18 protein-coding genes and 2 pseudogenes are annotated in these 19061 nt (G+C 65.9%); 9 read left to right on the top strand and 11 right to left on the bottom strand.

All coding sequences use genetic code 11. From position 1 onward, the window contains the following. Positions 1-96: 96 nt before the first annotated feature. From AC1DEM_RS19510 to AC1DEM_RS19500, 3 genes are all read right to left on the bottom strand, one after another. Positions 97-2067, bottom strand: a complete 1971-nt coding sequence (locus tag AC1DEM_RS19510) for a helix-turn-helix domain-containing protein (protein WP_476885937.1) — start codon at positions 2065-2067, stop codon at positions 97-99. Between the two features lie 87 nt (positions 2068-2154). Next, the gene (locus AC1DEM_RS19505) at positions 2155-3258 is read right to left on the bottom strand and encodes an oxidoreductase (protein WP_476885936.1); all 1104 of its coding nucleotides are present in this window, start codon (positions 3256-3258) and stop codon (positions 2155-2157) included. Between the two features lie 184 nt (positions 3259-3442). Next, positions 3443-4594 carry a low temperature requirement protein A gene (locus AC1DEM_RS19500; protein ID WP_476885935.1) on the bottom strand — a complete coding sequence of 384 codons (1152 nt, stop codon included), beginning with the start codon at positions 4592-4594 and terminating at the stop codon, positions 3443-3445. Between the two features lie 381 nt (positions 4595-4975). Between AC1DEM_RS19500 and AC1DEM_RS19495 the strand changes: the two genes are divergently transcribed. Continuing rightward, positions 4976-5356, top strand: a complete 381-nt coding sequence (locus AC1DEM_RS19495; protein ID WP_476885934.1) for a VOC family protein — start codon at positions 4976-4978, stop codon at positions 5354-5356. A 144-nt stretch (positions 5357-5500) separates the two neighbouring features. Here AC1DEM_RS19495 and AC1DEM_RS19490 read toward each other — a convergent pair whose 3' ends face one another. After that, a complete protein-coding gene (locus AC1DEM_RS19490) occupies positions 5501-6559 on the bottom strand; it encodes a glycerophosphodiester phosphodiesterase family protein (protein WP_476885933.1) in 1059 nt (352 codons plus the stop codon). Positions 6560-7036: 477 nt separating this feature from the next. Further along, entirely contained in the window at positions 7037-7771 is a 735-nt protein-coding gene (locus tag AC1DEM_RS19485) for a hypothetical protein (protein WP_476885932.1), read from the bottom strand. 283 nt (positions 7772-8054) lie between these two features. Here AC1DEM_RS19485 and AC1DEM_RS19480 point away from each other — a divergent pair, with 283 nt between their 5' ends. From AC1DEM_RS19480 to AC1DEM_RS19455, 6 genes are all read left to right on the top strand, one after another. After that, positions 8055-8294, top strand: a complete 240-nt coding sequence (locus AC1DEM_RS19480; RefSeq protein WP_476885931.1) for a hypothetical protein — start codon at positions 8055-8057, stop codon at positions 8292-8294. 168 nt (positions 8295-8462) lie between these two features. Continuing rightward, the gene (locus AC1DEM_RS19475; RefSeq protein WP_476885930.1) at positions 8463-9362 is read left to right on the top strand and encodes a hypothetical protein; all 900 of its coding nucleotides are present in this window, start codon (positions 8463-8465) and stop codon (positions 9360-9362) included. Between the two features lie 333 nt (positions 9363-9695). Next, a complete protein-coding gene (locus tag AC1DEM_RS19470) occupies positions 9696-10694 on the top strand; it encodes a squalene cyclase (protein WP_476885929.1) in 999 nt (332 codons plus the stop codon). A 166-nt stretch (positions 10695-10860) separates the two neighbouring features. Further along, positions 10861-11577, top strand: a complete 717-nt coding sequence (locus AC1DEM_RS19465; protein WP_476885928.1) for a DUF4397 domain-containing protein — start codon at positions 10861-10863, stop codon at positions 11575-11577. Positions 11578-11760: 183 nt separating this feature from the next. Then, a complete protein-coding gene (locus tag AC1DEM_RS19460; protein WP_476885927.1) occupies positions 11761-12333 on the top strand; it encodes an RNA polymerase sigma factor in 573 nt (190 codons plus the stop codon). Beyond that, positions 12320-13159 (top strand): anti-sigma factor, encoded by an 840-nt coding sequence (locus tag AC1DEM_RS19455; RefSeq protein ID WP_476885926.1) that lies wholly within the window; start codon positions 12320-12322, stop codon positions 13157-13159. The genes AC1DEM_RS19460 and AC1DEM_RS19455 overlap by 14 nt, the downstream gene beginning before the upstream one ends. Before the next feature lie 126 nt (positions 13160-13285). Here AC1DEM_RS19455 and AC1DEM_RS19450 read toward each other — a convergent pair whose 3' ends face one another. The 3 genes and pseudogenes from AC1DEM_RS19450 to AC1DEM_RS19440 all read right to left on the bottom strand — a co-directional run. Further along, positions 13286-13477 carry a hypothetical protein gene (locus AC1DEM_RS19450; protein ID WP_476885992.1) on the bottom strand — a complete coding sequence of 64 codons (192 nt, stop codon included), beginning with the start codon at positions 13475-13477 and terminating at the stop codon, positions 13286-13288. A gap of 78 nt (positions 13478-13555) precedes the next feature. Beyond that, a pseudogene (locus tag AC1DEM_RS19445) lies at positions 13556-13831 on the bottom strand (alpha-amylase family glycosyl hydrolase); the annotation flags it as partial. Beyond that, positions 13797-13970, bottom strand: a pseudogene (locus AC1DEM_RS19440) (diacylglycerol kinase family protein); the annotation flags it as partial. The pseudogenes AC1DEM_RS19445 and AC1DEM_RS19440, both read right to left, overlap by 35 nt. Positions 13971-14359: 389 nt before the next feature. Between AC1DEM_RS19440 and AC1DEM_RS19435 the strand changes: the two are divergent. Continuing rightward, on the top strand, positions 14360-14614 hold the full coding sequence (locus AC1DEM_RS19435) for a hypothetical protein (RefSeq protein ID WP_476885925.1): 255 nt from the start codon (positions 14360-14362) through the stop codon (positions 14612-14614). 427 nt (positions 14615-15041) lie between these two features. Here the strand turns inward: AC1DEM_RS19435 and AC1DEM_RS19430 are convergent, their stop codons facing one another. After that, positions 15042-15344 carry a YciI-like protein gene (locus tag AC1DEM_RS19430; protein ID WP_476885924.1) on the bottom strand — a complete coding sequence of 101 codons (303 nt, stop codon included), beginning with the start codon at positions 15342-15344 and terminating at the stop codon, positions 15042-15044. Between the two features lie 465 nt (positions 15345-15809). Here AC1DEM_RS19430 and AC1DEM_RS19425 point away from each other — a divergent pair, with 465 nt between their 5' ends. After that, positions 15810-16868, top strand: a complete 1059-nt coding sequence (locus AC1DEM_RS19425; protein ID WP_476885923.1) for an LLM class flavin-dependent oxidoreductase — start codon at positions 15810-15812, stop codon at positions 16866-16868. Between the two features lie 187 nt (positions 16869-17055). On the opposite strand, the gene AC1DEM_RS19420 is transcribed toward AC1DEM_RS19425, so the two are convergent. After that, on the bottom strand, positions 17056-18690 hold the full coding sequence (locus tag AC1DEM_RS19420) for an alpha-amylase family glycosyl hydrolase (protein ID WP_476885922.1): 1635 nt from the start codon (positions 18688-18690) through the stop codon (positions 17056-17058). Beyond that, positions 18687-18851 carry a hypothetical protein gene (locus AC1DEM_RS19415; RefSeq protein ID WP_476885921.1) on the bottom strand — a complete coding sequence of 55 codons (165 nt, stop codon included), beginning with the start codon at positions 18849-18851 and terminating at the stop codon, positions 18687-18689. Before AC1DEM_RS19415 ends, AC1DEM_RS19420 begins: the two co-directional genes overlap by 4 nt. Positions 18852-19061: the final 210 nt, after the last annotated feature.

Raw genomic sequence — 19061 nt, 5'->3', positions numbered from 1 at the left:
GTGACCCTCACCATGTGGTTTCGAGCCATATATCGCTCCTGCGCATGTGTGCCGGTGCCATACCCCTTCGAGCTGGTGGCAAGCAGGCGCGTTAGGTCAGGAACCGGCGGAGCTGACGCCGGCTGTCTTCATCCGCCACAGGCGCAGCGCCACTTGGACGTCGAGGGAACGGCTTCCCCGGCGCCAGGAGGGACCGATCAGGGCATCGATCCTGTCCAGCCGTTGCCGCAGGGTGTTGGGGTGGATGTGGAGGGAGTCGGCGGTTTCCTGGGCGGCGCCGCCGTTTTCGTGGAAAGTCCACGCCGTGAGGACCAGCTGCGTTCCCCGCCGCTCGTCGTAGCCCAGAAGTGGTCCCAGCTGTGCAGCGAGAAGCTGTCCGGCGAACGGGCTGTCCATCGCTCCGAGTAGCATTCCGGCGGTGCCCAGGGCAGCCCGGTCCGCTGCCTCGCCGTTCCGCGAGAGGGCCTGCAGTGCACGGAGGACGGCGTGGGCTTCGGTGTGCGCGGCGGCCAGCCGGGCAAATCCGGTGACTTGTTCGGACGTCCCGACGGTGGCGGTGATGCGGCGTCGTTTCAGGTCGTCGATGATGGACTGGCCGGTCCGGCCGGCGCCGCCTGCTTCGTTCGGGCGGTTGTCGTGCCGTTCCACGGGTTCGATGATGCACACGTGTGATTCGTGCAGGGCGATGATTCCCGGAGCGTCCTCGGACCGGTGCCTGAGTATGGAGAGTGCCCGCTGGCGCTGGTCGTCGGGGACCCCCACCACGCGCACCACGAGCTGGAGGTGGTTTGCCAGTCCGAACTGCCCGGCCCTGCGGGCAAGTGCCGCGGCGTTTTCGGCGCGGGGGCTGAGCAGGTCATCGATGAGTTCGAGCTGCAGCCGGTATTGGGCGTCCTGGAAGGTGCGTTCCAGCAGCAGGGACACACTGAGCACCAGGGCGCTGCGTTCCAGGACCGCGAGCCGGGCCGGGCTGAGTTCCTCGGCGACGATGAGGGTTGCGAGGTGCTGGTCGCCCGCGACGGCGGACATGACGGTGTACAACTTGCCCTTGATTGCAAAGCGCACGGCCGCCCTTTTGGCCGCAGATTCCTCGGCGGCGCTCAGGGCCGGGAGGCTCCCGAAGTCTGCGTCCGCTGCGAGCTCCACCAGCGGCTCGCCCATGGGAGAGACTAAGAAGACACGAGTGCCCAGGGACTCGGCCAGCAGGTTGAGCAGATAAGGAAGGCTGCCGGTTGAGGCCAGGGTTTCCATGAGCCGCCGGTCCAGGCTGGAGAGCTCCTCCAGGGCCCGTACGTGGGCCAGATTCTGCTGCTGTGCCTGGTCCAGCCGGGCGAGGGCCTTGGCCATTTCACTGAAGTAGCGGGCGTTTTCCAGCGCGACGGCCGCGTGCGTACCAATGGATTCCATCAAGGCGACGTCGTCACTGCTGAACTGGTGCGCATGCCTGTCGGCGACCAGGAGCGCGCCGATGACTTTCCCTTCTGCGCGAAGGGGGACACCCATGATGGCCCGGACGCCCTCGGCTGCCACCGCGGTGTCGCTTGACTCCAGATGCGATTTGGTCTCGTCCATCAAGTAGTCGGCGCTCTGGGCTGGCGCCTCGCCGGTCGCGACGGCGCCGAGCACGCCTTCGCCGAGGGGCATGCGGATGTTGCGGAAGAGAGCGGTGGTTGCGCCGTCGGTCACCCGGACGTAGGACTCGCCGGTGTCGTAGTCGTTCAAGCTCAGGTAGGCGACGTCGCTGCCGATCAGTGACCGCGTACGCCGGACGATAGCCTTGAGCACTGCCTCCACATCACGAATGCCGGTCAGGTCGGTGGCCGTGTCGTACAGGACGCGCAGCAGGCCCTCACGGCGGCTCGCCTCCCACAGCCGGGCGTTCAACCGGCGTGCCGCCGCCGCAGTGGACTGGTCAATGGCCCCGGCTTCCAGCCAGGCGGACAGCGTGGTTTCCAGCTCTGCGGCGGAAATACCCTGGTCCAGCATCGCCATGAGCTCGCCGGCATCCTTGGTGCCGGCTGACGGAACTCCACCGCTACGAACGGCAGAACTGTCATCGGCACCCATGAACCTAATGCTAGTAGGTCAGGGCGGTCCCAGACCGGGGGGACAGGCCAGGCGATCTCCGCCTGGCCTGTCCCTGCAATTCCACCGTTATGCGGGCAGTTCCAGCTCCCAGTCCTTGACGTCCGCGACCGGAGCGAACAGGCTGCCGTCGAGCTCGTCGAAGGCCTGGTTGTTCCGGACGCGGCGCGGCCAGTCCCGGGTGGCCAAGGCGGCCTTGCCCAAAGCGACGACGTCGGCGGCACCGTCCTGAAGCAGGGACACGGCCGTCTCCGGGTCGTCGAGGTTGCCGTTGGCGATTACGGTTACTCCGGAGTGCCGCTTGGCCAGAGTTGCCAGAGTCTCCGGACTGTCCTCGAACGCCGGAGCGGCGGCCCTGTATTCGGTGGTGTGGATGAAGTCGATTCCGGCGGCCCCGAGGGCGGCAAAGATGATCTTTGCTTCCTCCGCGCCTCCGGTCCACCGGTGGTCGTTGTCGCTGACCTTGGCCTGCGAGATACGGATTCCCACGGTCATGTCCGGGCCGACGGCCTCGCGGACTGCCTGGCAGATCTCCACGGCGAAACGCACCCTGTTTTCGGGGGAACCGCCATAGTTGTCGGTCCTCTTATTCAGGTACTCGGTGAGGAACTGGTCGAGGAGGTAGCCGTTGGCGCCGTGAATCTCGACGCCGTCGAATCCCGCGTCCTTGGCGTGTAGCGCCGCGGTGACGAACCCTTGCCGGACCTCGTCCATCTGGGCAGCGGTGATTTCCGAAGGAACCGGGAAGGGCCCTTCTCCACGATAGAAAGCCAGCTGCTCACCCTTGGGGGCGATGGCCGACGGACCCACCGACGACTCCACGAATCGGTTGCCCTGGGCTTGTGCCCCGGCATGCATGAGCTGGGCGAATATCCGCGCGTCGGCGGCGTGGACGCGCTCCACCACCTTGACCCAGGACTGTGCCTGTTCCGCGGTGGCGATACCCGGCTGGAACAGGTAGCCCTGACTGTAGCTCGTGTCCGTGTAGATGCCCTCGGTGATCAGCAGACCGAAGCCTCCCCGGGCAAACGCCTCGTAGTAGGAGGCCATTCTCTCCGTTGCATGTCCCTCCTCGCTTGCACTGACTCGCGTCATGGGCGCCAAGGCGACTCGATTGGCCAGTGTGGTGGAACCGATCTGAACATCTGACCAGAGCGGGGTGAAATCGGGCATGTATGGCTCCTTCAAGGTTGTCTAATGCAGGGGAGCCAGTCCGCATCGGGACCTGCTCCCGTGAGTACCAACGACACACGGCGTGGGGATATTTCTCGGGTGGCGTCTCACCGGCTGCTGGTCGCGTGTGCCGCCGCCGCCAACTCCCGGCCGAATCTGACGGGTGGGCGGGCAGCCCTGCGCGTCAGAGCGCTCGGCGGCGGCGGTTCACGGCGTCGGAAAATGCCACGCCCATGAGGGGAAGAACGGCCCCAATAGCGGCAACGAAGGCCGGGAGGAGAAAGCTCAAGTTTGCCAGGACCGCCAAGGCTGCGATGCCGGCGAGATCAGATGGTTGGCGGTGGCCCAGCACCCGTCGAATAAAAACGCCCCGGCCGGCAAGGAAAAGAGCCGGCCCACCAAAAAGAAACAGGACGGTGGCCAGATCCGGGCGGGCGGTCGGATCAGTGATCACGAGCTGATCACCAACCGCCACCAGGATCAGGCCCGCCAGTAACACCACCAAGGTGTTGCCCGCCAAAATACCGGGCCGGAACTGATCGTCGACAGAAGCAAGCTTCTCCAGAACCTCCTCCTCGAGGCCGTGGAAGTAGCACCACCAGATCGCGACGCTTCCGGCCAAACTTACGGTCCCGGTCAGAAGTATCAAGGGGTCCTCCAGATTGCCCGCTATCGCCAGGCCGGTTGAAAAGATTGTCTCGCCGAGCGCGATCAGGTAGAACAACCCGAACCGCTCAAAGATCCTCTCTCCCGGGAGCGGGACCCGGCTTCCTTCGGTCTTCCGGCCCGGCAACCGGTGCGCCAGCATGTGGCCGCCCAGATCGATCGCGGCAGCGACACCCCAGAGCATCAACCGGGGCCCCGGACCGAAGAAGGCACCGGCAATCCAAAACGGCGCGCTCATACACCCCCAGATCAGCGTGCGCACGAAATGGTCGTGGGTGGTCCGGTCAAGTCCGACGGTGAGCATCCACGCACCTCGGCCCAGTTGGACCAGGAGATAGCTCGCAGCAAAGAGCCAGCCGAAGGCGCCAAACGCTGAGCCGATTGAGGCGTTCATGAACAGTGTGACAAGCATGACGATCAGCAGCATCCACTGCACCTCAATCCGCGAAGTGTCCAGCAATGTCGCCGACCAGGTCGTGTACACCCACACCTTATAGACCGCAAGAAGAAGCACGAAGGTCTCTCCGGCCCCCACCCATGAGGGATGCTCCAGCAAATAATGGGACAGCTGCGATAGCGCAAAGACAAAGACCAGATCGAAGAATAGCTCTAGGCGCGTAACCCGGTCACCGGAGGTCGCGGAACGCATCAGCGACCTGGCACGGAACATCAGCGTCCTCCACGGGGATTCAGGAGCGGACGGACGCACCCCTGTTGTCGAAAAGACTGACGACGGTCAGCAGAGAAGTCAAGGGTGGTCTCGCCGGAGCGTTTATTCTTCAACTCTGGCATCGTGCCGACGGGGACGTAAGCGGTCGGGCTGGCAGATGCCAACGCCCCTACTTCCGCGGACCCAAACCGGTCCATAATGGCCACATAACTTCGGGGACCCCTCACGTTGGTCATGCGTGGCGTGGCATAAAAAGAGTCCCAGGTGGCTGCCCCGGCTCGGCGCAAGGGGCGGCCACGGGTTCCGGATGGGGATTCCGGGACCGAAACCGGGGGGAGCATCGCCGTCGCTGCGGTCTTCTACGCACTGAAGGGAATCATCATGTTCAAGGATTCAAACATCATGGCTGTCCTCCCCGCGAAGGATATCAGCCGGGCGAAGGCGTTCTATCGGGACAAGATGGGAATCGAACCCTCCGATTCCATGGAGGAGGGGACCGTCATGTATAGCTGCGGCCAAGGAACCCGCTTCCTCCTCTACCAGACAGACAATGCCGGGACAGCCAAAAACACCCAGCTGGCCTGGGATACTGACAATCTCCAGCGCGAGATGGAGGAACTGCGGGCCCGCGGCGTCGTCTTTGAAGACTACGATTTTCCCGGCCTGAAGACGGAAAACGGAGTTGCCACCACCAGCTGGGGCATGGCTGCCTGGTTCCTGGACAGCGAGGGCAACATCATCAACATCTCCCAGCGCACGTAGGCCGGAGTCCGGCACCGGTCAGCCACTCACAGCATCGCTGGGGTCGGCAACGAGGCCTGACGAAACCGGCTCCCGCCTTCAAGGCGGGAGCCGGTTCAGCGTACGCGCGAGAATCTAGAACGCGGGCGCCTGGAAATCAGTGCATCAGCCCTTGGCCGAGTACGCCTTGGGCAGCTTCAGTCCCCGCTCTTCCATGACCGTGCGCAGGCGGGTGGGGTAGTCGCTGATGATGCCGGCCACGCCGAGGTCCATCAGCCGGTTCATGTCCGCGGTGGTGTTGACCGTCCAGGGGATGACCGGCAGGCCGAGGGCGTGGGCGTCCTTGACCATGGCCGGGGTGACGGAGGCGAAGGCGGGGGAGATGACGTCGTAGCCCTGGGCAGCCGCGGCCTTGGCGAGCGAGCCGCCGTAGGTGTCGATGTCGATGCCGCCGAGGTTGGGGCTGGCGCCGGGCTTGCCGACCTCGAGCCAGGCATCGCCGCTGGACAGGGCAACGAGCGGCAGTTGCGGGGCGATCTTCTTGGTCAGGTTCAGCGAGGACCAGTCGAACGACTGCACGGTGCTGCGCCCGGCCATGCCGGCGGTGTAGATCTCCGTGACCACGGCCTTGGTCAGGGCCACCATGCCCTCGCCGCCTGCCCGGCCGTCCTCCACCTTGGTCTCGACGTTGAAGCGGACCTTCTTGGCGTCGCGCGCGAGCTGGAACACGTCCTTGAGCTCGGCGATCCGGTTGCCCTCGACGACGTCCTGTTCCGGGAATCCCTTCAGCTGGGTAAACCCGCAGTCCAGGGTCTTGATCTGCGCGAGGGACAGCTCGGCCACCCGGTCGCCGACATAGGGGAATTGCGTGTCGCCGGGAGCCGCGGGAGCGGTGTCGCGGCACTTGTCCGCCTGGATCGTGTCGTCATGCCAGACGATCACCTTGCCGTCCGAGGTCAGGTGGGTGTCCAGCTCCAGCGTGGTGACCCCGAGCTTCACCGAGTTGGCGAACGCGGCCAGGGATTCCTCGGTCCACTGGCCGCGGCCACCGCGGTGGGCCTGCAGGTCAAAGGAGCCGTTGCTCTCGTTGGTCTTGATCGCTGTTGTTGCGGAAGCGTTCGACGACGGCGCCGAGCCGGCTTCGGGGCTGGAAGCGGCGACGGCGGGGCTCGCCAGAGCGGCGATGAGCGCGGCGGCGGCCGCGGCAGTCAGGGGTGTGCGCATGGGAATGGTTCCTCCTGGATGACGGTAACCGGCGCTGCGCCGGCGACTCGACCACCGTAGGGAGGCCAGATGGACTGTTGTGTTCGGGGAGCTGGACCGGGGGTGAACACAAAGATGCTGCGTAGATGCGCAACGGCTGGCGCTCATCCCCGCGCGGGAGGGTGTTGCCGTCCAAGAATGGCTTCCATCCCGGCCCGTGAGAACCGGCGGAGACGCGAAAAAGGCCGTCCACGTTTCCAAGGAACGTGGACGGCCCTCTTCGCGTGGCATCGCTCAGCCTGGCGGCACGCTCAGCCGTTCAGAACCCAAACCGCGTTGTTCGGCTCTGCTACGCGTGAAGCTCGGAAGCACGCACGCCTCCAATGCCTGCGGGAGCACGACGGTGGCAGGCTTGGTGAGTGAAATGCCGCGGTTCAACTCGGCCTCCTCGGTCCTTTTCCGATCCACCCCGTCATCGGAGTTGACGTGCTCCGATACTTAGCTGCCGAGGTGCCAGCTGTAGTTGCCAGCGTTCCAATTGACGGTTGCGGAGAACCGGTAGCCGGAGGAAGAGCCATCTGCCTCTGTCTTGTTGACGGCGATGCACTCGAACGTGCCCGTGATGGCCGTTAAATCATCCGTCGATCCTCCACCCAACGGCGTGCAGGATGCCCGCGTTATCGGGCCCGTCAGGACTCCTTCGGTAACGCGTGACTTAGCGTCCTTGAGAATTGAGTCCTCTACCTCGGACACTATCAATTTTCGCTCTGTCCGCTTTGCATCATCGGCGGCCTCTTTTGCAGCGGTCGCCTCTGCCGCAGCCCGGGCGGCTTCGGCCTCGCGCTGGGTCTGGGCCTCGGCGGCAGCCGCCGCGGCCGCTTGCTCAGCGTTCACCTGATTTGTGTGCTGGATGCTCAATGTAATTCCAGTACCGGTGATCACCGCGACGACTAGGGCCGCAACGATAAGGACAGTACGCTTCTTCACCGTCGCGAAGCGTCGCTGAGCGACATAGGCGGTCCCGCAACTCGGGCAGAAGTTGCCGACAGTGTGGGTCTGAACGCTGCACTTGCGGCAGACCTTTGCCTGCGGATCTAGGGGCTCACCTGCGGCCGCAGAGTCCGGCTGCCCCTGAGAAACCGAGCTAGCGATCGAGCCGGCGTCGGCCATCGGCGGTCCATCTGTCTGCTCAAGTTCGTCGTTGGGCGAAACATCCGATGAGGGGTTCTTCACGGGGTCGTATCTCCTTGCAAAACGCCATATGCGCACCCGGCTCAGTGACTTGGGCAGGGGCAGTGAATTCTGACGGTCCTAATGAGAATTCCTGAGCGGCATCTGAACGCTCGCTGGCTATTAGCTGAATCATACCCACTGAAATGGGCACTCTGGACGGCGACGGTCCTAGGCGCGCCCAAGCCCAGGGGCAATTCGTCGAATGTGTCGTCTGGGCTCTGGCCCGGGTCAATTCCGCCCCCGGGCCATGCCTCTGTAATCGTCGTACCCAGTCGGCACGGGTGTGGCGGGCGGCGCGGGCCGGCTTCAGGTTGACCTCGCCCGCCAGCAGGCGGTGCGGCTCGTACTCCTCGGCGAGGGTGCGCCAGCGGCGGTAGACCTCGTGGACGTCCTCCTGGTCCGAGACCTGCAGGTTGGACCGCAGCCCGTCCACCCGGGCGAGTCCGGCAGCCCGTCGGCGTTGAATAGGGTGGCCTCTACACGCATCGCCCTCCGCACGATCTGCGGCGTACTCAGGGTGTGATCCTAGGACGCGGCTCGGTCATTGCGTGCCCTGGCCCGCGGGGTGGGGGCTTCATCAACCACGCGTTGCGTCGTGACGTGCGACATGAGAAGCATCATGTTTGTCACAGTTCAGCTTGCGTCGTGTCGTGAAACATGACAAACCAAACGTGTCTGCGATAGTTGGGCCATGACAACACCAGAGCTCCCTGGGGTGGGCTCACAGCAGACCGCGCCCCACCAGCCACAGCAATCATCTCTCGCGCAGCAGGACCATGGGGCGCCAACGCAAACGCCCCCGCCCCAGTCGACGAAGGCGAAAAAGCCGTTGAACGTCCTCGGGCTCATCGCGCTCATCACGGCGGCCCTCGGGTTCATTTTCGCCTGCATCCCCGGTGCTCTCATCGTTGGGTGGATTCTGCTCCCGATCGCATTCGTTCTGGCTCTCGTTTCTCTATTCCTCAAGGACAAGGCCAAGTGGATGGGGATCACCGCCCTGATCCTCTCCATCGTGGGAACCATCGTCGGGGTCGCCGTGTTCTCTGCCGTCGTAGCGACATCGTTCGACAACGCTTTCAGCGGCGGCAAGACCACAGTCGCAGTACCGTCCCAGAGCGCAGGCGCCAGCGACGGGGCAGCAGCGAAGCCGGCAGCCGAAGCCGGAACCCGCGAGAACCCATACCCGGTCGGCTCGGTTATCGAGTCTAAAGACTGGCGCGTCGTAGTCCACTCAGTCACCCTCGCCGCCACGAAGGCCGTTGTCGCTGCCAACCAATTCAATGAGCCCCCGGCCAAGGGGTCGGAGTACATGATCGTGAACTACTCCACTACCTACATCGGCGATGACCCTAAAGGTCAGATGCCTATCTTCGTTTCGATCGACTACGTGACAGCAGCGGGCACCACCGTCAACAAACTCGACAACCACGCCGTCGCACCGAAGCCGATCGACACCATGAGCACGCTTTACACAAAAGGCACCGCGACCGGCAATATGGTCATCGAAGTGCCGACGGCCACGGCCGCCAAAGGCGTCCTCGCCGTCAGGCCGGGCATGCTAGGCGACAAGGTTTTCGTCGCAGTAAAGTAACAGTCACGGAAAAGGCGCAAAGCCCCCGGCACATCACCGGGGGCTTTGCCGCGCCGCGCAGGGAGCAATGGCAGCCCCGTTTGCGAGTGGATGGAGGAAGAGGCCGACGGCGCCTGCAGCCATGGTGGGTTCGGCTGCCTGGGTCGCGCGCTGCCTGGCACGGGGTGGAGAAGAAGCCCGACTCGAAAAGTGGGGCGGTCCGGCCGCCTGTGAGGCCTACAAGAGAAATACTTCGGTTCTGATTCCCAAGCTCTAGTCAGCGAGGTGGCAGGGAGCGGGCAGGTGCCGTTGCGGGCCTCGGCGGACGCGCTACGCCGTGGTAGTCTCCCCGCTATGGCCGTAGACCCCGCTCTGCTGACGTGGCTTCTGGACTCCGACCCTGCGCTCCGCTGGCAGGTTGAGCGCGACCTCGCCGGCGCGCCGCCTGACGTGTGGGAAGCCACCCGCGCCCGCATCGGCACCGAGGGGTTCGGCGCGCGGCTGCTCGCGCTGCAGGACCCGGACGGACAATGGGCGGGCGGCGCATATTTTCCCAAGGACTTTGACTTCGGCGGACCGGAGGCAGCCGATGACGCCGGCCAGCCGTACACCGCCACCACGTGGTCCCTCAACATGCTGCGGGAGTGGGGTCTGGCCCCGGACGCGCTCGCGGGCAGCGCCGAACTTCTGGCCGCGAACAGCCACTGGGAGTACGATGACCTGCCCTACTGGGACGGCGAGGTGGACTGCTGCATCAATGCCTTCACGCTGGCGAACGGCGCCTGGCTGGGCGCCGACGTCGCCGGACTCGCCCGATGGTTCCCGGCTCACCAGCTGGCCGACGGCGGCTGGAATTGCGAGTGGGTCAACGGCTCCGCCAGGTCCTCGTTTCATTCCACCCTTAACGCTCTGAAGGGTGTGCTGTACTTTGAGGGCGCGACCGGCGGCTCCGATGAAATGCGCGCTGCCCGGCGTCGCGGCGAGGAGTACCTTTTGGAGCGCAGGCTGCTCTACAGGCTCGCCTCGGGCGAGGTGGTGGCGCCGTGGGCTGCCCGCTTCGCCTACCCGTTCCGTTGGTTCTACAGTGCACTCAACGCAGCGGACTATTTCCGGGCGGCGGCCATCCACGACGCCGCAGCGCCGGATCCGCGGATGGCCGACGCCGTCGAGCTGGTCCGGTCCGCCCGGCAGCCGGACGGGACGTGGGTGCAGGAACGCCGCCATCCCGGCCGGGTCTGGTTCGAAACGGACGTGCGGGCAGGCGAACCGTCAAAGTGGCTGACCTTCCACGCCACGCGCCTGCTCAACTGGTGGGACGGGGCGGTTCCCGGCGGCGAGGTCCGCGGGACCTGACGGGGGCAGTCCCGGCCAAGGCCGCGCGCTGGGCAGCCGCATCCATAACGAGGCCAGCGCGGCCCAAGAAATTTCCGGACGGGTGCATCCAGGCACGGGCCTGGGCCGGTAGTAGAGGTGTAAGCACAATTACAGCCCCCACAGGGGCCTCTACGAGGAGCTGGAAATGCGCAAGACACTTACTGCAGTTGCCGGAACCGTGACGCTGCTGGCAGCACTGACCTTGGCCGCCCCGGCCCAGGCCGGCAGCCCGCATCACCGCGACGAAGGCACAGCGAAACTCTCGGTCCTTCACGGCGTCCCGGGCCTCACCGTGGACGTTTGGGTCGACGGAAAGCGCGCCCTGGACAACTTCGCACCAGGCACATTGGCCGGACCGCTAAACGTCCCCGACGGTGACCATAAGATTGCCGTCACCGGCTCGAACGCCACCAGCGCGGCCAACCCCGTCATAGGACCCGTCACGGTGGACCTGGAAGCAGGGGAAGACTATACGGCGGTCGCGCACCTGAGCGCCAACGGCAAGCCCACGGCCACGCTGTTCACCAATGACACGTCGCGCAGCCCGGATGGAAAGGGCAAGTTGACCGTCCGGCACGTTGCCGCCGCCCCGGCCGTCGATGTCCTCGCCGGCAAGACCGCCGTCGTCAAAGCCCTCACCAACCCGCATCAGAAGACCCTCACCCTCAAGGCCGGGACTGTCTCCGCCTCGGTCGCGGCCGCGGGAACCACAGCCCCGCTGATCGGCCCCGCGACCGTCAAGGTCGCCCAGGGCAAGAACACCATCGTTTACGCGTGGGGCAGCCTCGCCGCCAAAAACCTCAAAGCCGCCGTGCAAGTGGTGGACTCGTCATCGGAAGGAGACGACGGCGACCGCGACTAAGCTCCCAGGGCTTGTGCAGCCACCACGTTCTGTACCCCGGTGGGGCCGCTTCGACGGCGGCCCTGCCGGCCGGCGCGCGTAGTGGCGCTCCGGACAACAGCGGCCATCGGACCATGGCGGAGCCCCTGCGGGAGCGGCATAATATGGTTCAACAAGCCCCGTTGCCGCTCGAAGGAGCACCCCATGGAGGCTGCCGCCGCGCATGATTGGGATCCCAGCCTCGATTACGCGTTTGCCGGCGGCCACGAACGCATCCTCGCCGAGGTCTACCGGAGGCTAAGTCCGCTGGTCTACACGCTGGCGCTGCGATCCTTGGGAGAGCGTGCCGCGGCGGACGATGTCACCCAGGAGGTCTTCATCCGGGCCTGGAAATCGCGGACCAGCTATCGCCCCGAGGCGGCACGGCTGCCGGCCTGGCTGATCGGGATCACGCGTAATGCCATCTCCGACGCCTTGTCTGCCCGCTCCCGGCAGCGTCATCTGGAACAAGCCGCCGCTCTTTTGGCCGCTGACCCGGCTCCCGGACCCGCTGCCGGCGGTGTCGAGGAACTCGCCGACCGCCTGGTCCTGGACGAAGAACTGGAACATCTTGGGGATCCACAGCAGACAATAATGCGGCTGGCATTCTACGAAGACCTGACCCACGACCAGATCTCCTCGCGCCTGAACCTGCCGCTCGGCACCGTCAAAAGCCACATCCGGCGCAGCCTTACCCGTTTGCGCGACCGCCTGGAGGTGGAACATGGAACACCTTGACGCCGAACTTCTCAGCCTGATGGCCCTTGGCGAGCCCTTGGGCGCAGACGCCGACGCGGACCACCTCGCCAACTGCCCGCAGTGCCGCGAAACCCTCCGGGCCCTGCAGCACGCCGTGCACGTAGCCACCCTCGACCTCGCCGACATTGAACTTGAGGCCCCCGGCAGCCAGACCTGGACCGCCATCCATCAGGCCCTCGGGCTCTCCCCGGAGCTCGCGGCGGATCCCCTGAGCCGGCGAGCCGCCGGGCCTCCCATGTCGTCGTCGCCGCCCGGTCCTGCGGCCGCTGACACGTCCGGCACCGAACCACCGGCTGCACCGATTCCACTGCGGCAGGGCGCAAAAAAGCGGCTTGCCCGTCCCAGGTTCTGGACTGCCGCCGCAGCCGCCGGCATCGTCGTCGGCATTGCTGCCGGGTGGATCGCGGCCGGAGTCCTCGAACGCGCCGGCACCCCGGCCCCCACGGCCAGCCAGTCGGCCCCCGCCGCCGTCGTCCTCGCCCAAACAGCCCTGACTCCCCTTCCCTCGCACACCGGGACGGGAGAGGCGCAGGTGCAACAACTTCCCGACGGATCCCGCAGACTCGCGATCCGGCTCTCCAACGACCCCATCTCCGGATTCCGGGGAGTGTGGGTCGGCTCGGCCGACCTCTCCAAGATGGTCAGTCTCGGCGTCCTCGCCAATGACTCCGGCGTCTTCACCATCCCCGCCGGCACCGATCTGGCCCAATACCCTGTGGTCGACATTTCCAACCAGCCGTACAACGGGAATCCCGCCCACTCCGCCGACAGCATCGCCCGCGGAACACTGAACCCGAAAACCTGACTCGGCTCCTGGCGGGGTTCGAATTTCGCGGGGCGCCAGTCTGCTACCGGGAGCACGCTGCCGAATTCCTGTGGTGGGCTACGTACAAGGCCCAGGCGGAGCGGCTCCGCCAGCGACGGTGCTTTCCTATGAGGGAACGCCCTCGTCGCGCAGCACCCACGCGGCGTTGTTCGGCTGCAGCCAGCCGTCTTCGGCCAGCGGTTCGGCGCTGAGCAACACCGTGCCGGCGGGCAGCTTCACCGGCTCGGTGCCCATCGCGACGGCGACCAGGAAGTGCTCGTCGCGTTTTGCGCCAGCGGCGGTAGACCTCGTGGACATCCTCCTGGTCCGAGACCTGCGGGTTGGACCGCAGCCCGTCCACCCCCGGCCCTCTGACGGCGAGTCCGGCAGGCCGTCGGCCTTGAACAGCGCGTGCGCGACGTCGATGCGCAGGCCGTCCACGCCCTTGTCGAACCAGAAGCGCAGCTCGCCATCGAAGTAATCGCCGACGGCGGGGTTCCGCCAGTTCCAGTCCGGCCTCGGTGACTGCCACCGAGAGGCCCACGGACGCGACGTTGAGGAACGGCTTACCGTTGGCCCGGCCGAGGTCGATGTCCACCACCTTCCCCTCGGCGACGGCGGCGCACGCCTCGGCAAGATTGTTCGGCATCTCCAGCTTGCGGGCGAAGTCATTGGCGGTGGCCAGAGGAAGAACGCCGAGTGCCACGTTGGTGCCGGCAACCCGGCCGGCGGCGTAGGACACCGTCCCGGCCAGGTCCGCCCCGGACAGCACGTGGTGCACGGAGGAGACGGGCACTCCGGCCTTACGCATCGTGTCCACGGCAAGTTCGGATGCCGCCCCTCGGCGGGATCCGGCGTTGATGACAACGGCGGCGGAGCGTGCGTCCCGGGCAGTCTTCATGTGGGCCATGCTAGGTGACGGACCCGTGCGTTTACCATCGAACCGGCGCCGTTCGGAGCAGCCCACAGGCGTCCCGCACAAGACGTGAGCCGTGCCACTTTATAACGTGAGTCTTCGCACCTTATTCTGAGTTACTCACAATAAGCCCGTAAAGTTAGATGCAGGCCAGCGTAGCCCTTGAGTACCGCACCGGTGAACATACCCGGGCCAGCGGGGCAAGCGACGCCACGCGCAACACCCTCCTGCTTGAGCGGCACAAGAACCTATGTGGCCCTCATCCAGAAACCTCACGGAGAATCATGACTATCTTGACCGAACGTTCCGCAGCCTCCTCATCCACCGCCGTCGCTGACACCACATCGCGGGGCGGCAGCTACGTGACCCTCCCCGCCGGCAGCGTGCCCGCCGGCGTCGAGGGCAGCTATGCCACCGTCGCCGGTGTTCGCAACCTGCCCCCCGTCACCCGTGGCAGCTATGTCACAGTAGACGGCACTCCCGTTGTTGCCGCCGGCAACGTCGAAGGCAGCTACGTCACTCTTCCGACGGCGGCCTAGGGTCCAGCGGCCTGCGGGGATAGCACCACCGCGGCATTAAAGGAGGCCGACGGCGACACTAAGTGTCGTCGTCGGCCTCCTTTTTTCGCGCCATCGGACGTTTGTACAGGCTTCGACGGGCTCAACCACGCAGTTTCAGCATAAACACCCACAGCAGCACGTCCTCGCCCGGCGCGAACCAGTCCCGTTCCGGCGCGCGCGGCGGGAGCTCAACGACCGGTACAGGTTGTGGGCGCGCTCCATGAACTTGGCGCTGGTGATGCTGATCGCCTCGGTGCCGGGCAACTGCCGGCGAGTGTTCCACGATTTCCCTGACCACGGCCCGGCCAACGTCGTCGCCCTGGTGCGCCGGGTCCACCGCAACTTTAGCTTTTCCGGGATCCGCCGAAAGGCGGCATCATGGTGCCGGAGGCGCGCTTGACAGGGCTTAGGGGCGAACGGGTGAGGCCGCTTCGTTTCCGAGCACCGTCGTCCAGGGGCTGGCGGTCCACTCCGTCACAACGCCGTTGATGACGTAGGGATCGGCGGCTGCAAAAGCCCTCGCTGCCTCGAGCGCGTTTTCACCGGTGAAGATCAGCAAGCCTTTGAAGGGGACCTCGCCAACGGCGCCGCCCAGCAGAAGCTCGCCGCGTTCGACTGATTCCCACCCCGCCCGAAGGTGGTCTGCGCGGTATTGTTCGCGGCTTTCAAGGTAGTTGTCTGCGTAGGTGTATTCGAGGACGGCGTGCATGCCTGTCTCCATATCGTTCAGGGATTTCGTTCGTTGTAGAAGTAGCCTACCCACCGGGACTTAGCCAGAAACGGGGCCACCCCAACCTGTACCCCGCGTCCCGGAACTTCTGCACCCGCCCGGGGTCGGCGCCGTCGTCCCTCACCGGGGTCCAGGGGAGTGCCAATCGCGCCCAGGCCTGGAAGGGCCGCAGGGCAGTAACGCCATTACGCGGGGAGTGTCCTGGCTCGTGCCGGGCGTCGTGGTTCTGGCGCTGATCACCCCCGGCTTCCGGGCCGCCCCGCCGGAAATGACAACGACGGAAAAGGCCACCGTCGGGGCCGCTGCGCTGCGCTCAGCTCCGGAACCGGAATTACCAGTAGCGCCATCGCAATGGCCTCGTAACACAACGACCGCCGCAGAAGGGTCCGTTCGGTCGGGGCGCATATTGTGGGAGGAGCCGCATCCCGATGCTGAAGGAGCCTCATGCCCAGCCCCACACGTCCCCTGCGCAAGCTTGGATTCCTCACCATTGGCCTGTTCGATCCGGTGGATCCTGCCCCGGGTCACGAGTCCACCTTGCAGATCATCGAACTTGGCGAGCGGCTTGGATTCGACAGCGCCTGGCTGCGCCACCGCCACCTGCAGTTCGGAATCTCCTCTCCGATCGCGGTGATGGCCGCTGCCAGCCAGCGCACGTCCCGGATTGAGCTCGGAACCGCTGTGACCCCACTGGGCTGGGAAAACCCGCTGCGCCTTGCCGAGGATCTGGCCACCGTGGATCTGCTCGCCGGGGGCCGCATCAATCCCGGGCTGAGCGTGGGGGAACCGATGCACTACGACACCGTGAAGCACGCACTGTACCCGGAGTCCTCGGAGCTCGAGGACTTCAGCTACGTCCGCGTTGATCGCCTTGCACGCCTGATCGCGGGGGAAACGGTACGGGACTTTTCCGGCAAGCAGGGTGTAGTCGAAGAATACTCCAACCGTGTGGAGCCCCACGCTCCCGGGCTCCGCGACCGCCTTTGGTACGGGGCGGCCAGTCTGAAGTCGGCCGTCTGGGCCGGGGAAAGCGGATTCAATCTGCTCTCCAGCAGTGTGGTCTTCCCCGAGAAGGATCAGGAACCGGATTTCGCCCGTATCCAGCAATCGCAGATCCGTGCCTTCCGGAAGGCCGCCGCAGAGTCGGCACAAGCGCACCGACCGGCCCGGGTGTCCCAGGGCCTGGTGGTGATCCCGACCGATTCGGCGTCGCCGGACCAGCGGGAGAAGTACCAGCGGTACGTCGATGAACGCACTCCCCGCACGCGGGCACCGCAGGGGCCAAAAGGCATGCTGTTCGCCCCGGATCTCATCGGCACCAGCGATGAAATCGCCGAGCAGCTGTACGCACACGCCGGATTCCAGGAAGTCGACGAGGTGGCGTTCGCCCTGCCCTTCAGCTTCGACCACGAGGATTACACCCAGATCCTTACCGACATCGCCCGCAAGTTGGGTCCCGCCTTGGGATGGAATCCGGCTCAGCGTGGGCAAGACTCGCAGTGAGCGGCGCGGCCCTAGGACCAAGAAGCAGGACCAAGAAGTCGGTGAGCTCCTACGGTTGGCTTGTTCTGCAAACGCGGCCCCTCGACGGCCGCTTGGACAAGGCGACGCAGCGGAGGGGCCGCCAGCCCGGCCCGGCGTCGGACGGGCCGGTATCCGCACCGGAAACCAACACCTTGCTCCATGCACCTCAGCCCTTGAGCACCCAAGCCGCGTTGTTAGGCTGCAGCCAGCCTTCGTCTGCCAGCGGCACGGCACTGAGCAACACCGTGCCGGCGGGCAGCTGCACGGGTTCGGTGCCCATGGCGATAGCAACGAGGAAGTGCTCGTTGCGTTCGCAGATGAGGAGGTTTCCGGCGTCGACCCGCCACGTGCCGCCGTCGTTGGCGGTGAAGACCTCGTTCTTCCACAACTGCCGGCGCAGCTCCAAAGCCGTTCTTGTCAGGTTCAGGGCGGACGTAGGGTCCTGCTGCTGAAGTTCGACGGCGTGGGTTCCCCAGCCCTCCGGCTGCGGCAGCCACGGTGCGCCCGCAGTATCGGACAAAGAGAAGCCGTGGTTCAACGCCGGGTCCTCGGTCCACGGCAGCGGGACACGGGCGCCGTCGCGGCAGACGCCGCCGCGGGCCCACATCGGATCCACCCGGGCTTCGATCGGGACGTCGACCTCGGGCAGCCCGAGCTCCTGGCCCTGGTAGAGGTACGCGGCGCCGGGAAGCCCGAGCAAAGCCACGAGGGCGGCCCGCGCACGGGCGCTGCCAAGCGAACCGCCGCCGAACCGGGTCACCGAGCGGACGATGTCATGGTTCTCCAGCGCCCACGTCGGCGCGGCGCCGTGCTCCAGACGAGCGGCCTCGAGCTCGTTCCCGACGGCGGCCCACGCCTCCGGATGCCAGCCCAGCTTCACGAACGCGAACGCGAAGGCCTGCTGCATCTCGTCCGCGCGGGTGTAGCGGGCGGCGCGGGCCGGCTCCAGGTTGACCTCGCCCACCAGCAGCCGGTGCGGCTGGTACTTCTCCGCGATGGTGCGCCAGCGACGGTAGACCTCGTGGACGTCCTCCTGGTCGGACACCTGCGGGTTGGACCGCAGCCCGTCCACCACCCCGCCCTCGGACGGCGAGTCCGGCAGCCCGTTGGCTTTGAACAGGGCGTGCGCGACGTCGATGCGCAGCCCGTCCACGCCCTTGTGGAACCAGAAACGCAGCACGTTGTCGAAGTAGTCGCCGACGGCGGGGTTGCGCCAGTTCCAGTCCGGCTGCGCGGGGGAGAAGAGGTGCAGGTACCAGTCGAGGTCGGTGGCCGAGTCCGGGTGGGCGCGGCTCCAGGCCCGGCCGCCGAAGACGCTCTGCCAGTTGTTCGGCGGAGTGTCGACGTCGGGTCCTTCAACAAAGTGGAACATGTCCCGCTCCGGCGAGCCCGGGCCGGCCGCGAGGGCCGCCCGGAACAGCGGGTGCTCGGACGAGCAGTGGTTGGGGACGACGTCGAGCAGGATCCGCAGGCCCAGCGCGTGCGCCTCGGAAAGCAGCGAATCGAACTGTTCCATGGTGCCGAACAGCGGGTCCACGCCGCAGTAGTCGGTGACGTCGTAGCCCTGGTCCACCTGCGGCGAGGGCTGGAACGGGGTCATCCAGATGCCGTCGACGCCGAGCGCGGCAATGTACGGCAGCCGGGCGATCAACCCGGCGAGGTCGCCCACGCCGTCGCCGTCGCCGTCAGCGAAGGAGCGCGGGTAGACCTCGTAGATGACGGCGGACTGCCACCAGTCCGGGGCGGGCGCGAGGGCTGTCTCCTCGAGCGGTCCCGCCTGGGAGCCGGGAACAGCGCTCATTTGCTTGCCCCTGCGGTGAGGCCCTCGACGATCCGCCGCTGGAAGATCAGCACCATAATTACCAACGGTACGGTGCCGATCACGCCGGCGGCCATCTGTTCGCCGAAGGGCGCCTGGAATTCGGTGGCGCCGGTGAATCCCTCCCAAAATTGAAGCGGCATCAAACCTAGTACGGTTCACATTCCCTCGCGGCTGCATAACCAACCTGCCTGGGCAGTACATCTGATATGTAGGAGTTCTTTGTCAAGAGGGCAAGGGTGAGCGGTCCAAGGCTGGTTTGTCTTGGACCGCTCTTTTGTGTCCGTTCCCTGGCCTGATCTGGATGGCTGGCGCGTCGTGAACGACGGCGCTGTCAGACTGATATGCGCGGG

This window comes from Arthrobacter sp. 05T420, from assembly GCF_056396305.1.
Note: the sequence above shows the minus strand (reverse complement) of the source record. Positions and strands in the feature narration are given on the sequence as shown.